The organism is Pseudomonas sp. SIMBA_041, assembly GCF_046535095.1.
GTDB lineage: Bacteria > Pseudomonadota > Gammaproteobacteria > Pseudomonadales > Pseudomonadaceae > Aquipseudomonas > Aquipseudomonas mucoides.
Window position 1 is genome coordinate 1 of sequence record NZ_JAWRXJ010001032.1, and the last position, 231, is coordinate 231.

Genomic DNA, 231 nt, shown 5'->3' on the forward strand with positions numbered 1-231 from the left:
CTACTAAATGACGTATTGACAAGTCGCTATGCGATGGTACTGTCGTCCCTGCTCTATCCGATTGGCTTTATTATCGTGGTGATCGGTCAGTCGTTACTATTTACTGAGCAGACATCCCTACTCAGTCTGCCTGTACTCAATAAAATCGAACCACTGCATAAATTGCTCAGGCTGTGGGGCATCGTTATTGCTGGTAATATCGTGGGCGGTTGTATATTTGCAGCCCTTATG

General features: G+C 45.5%; 1 protein-coding gene. It reads left to right on the forward strand.

The genetic code is table 11. From position 1 onward, the window contains the following. Positions 1–231 (forward strand): formate/nitrite transporter family protein (locus tag SB725_RS34245; RefSeq protein WP_410923834.1); only part of this gene is annotated, 231 nt, incomplete at both ends.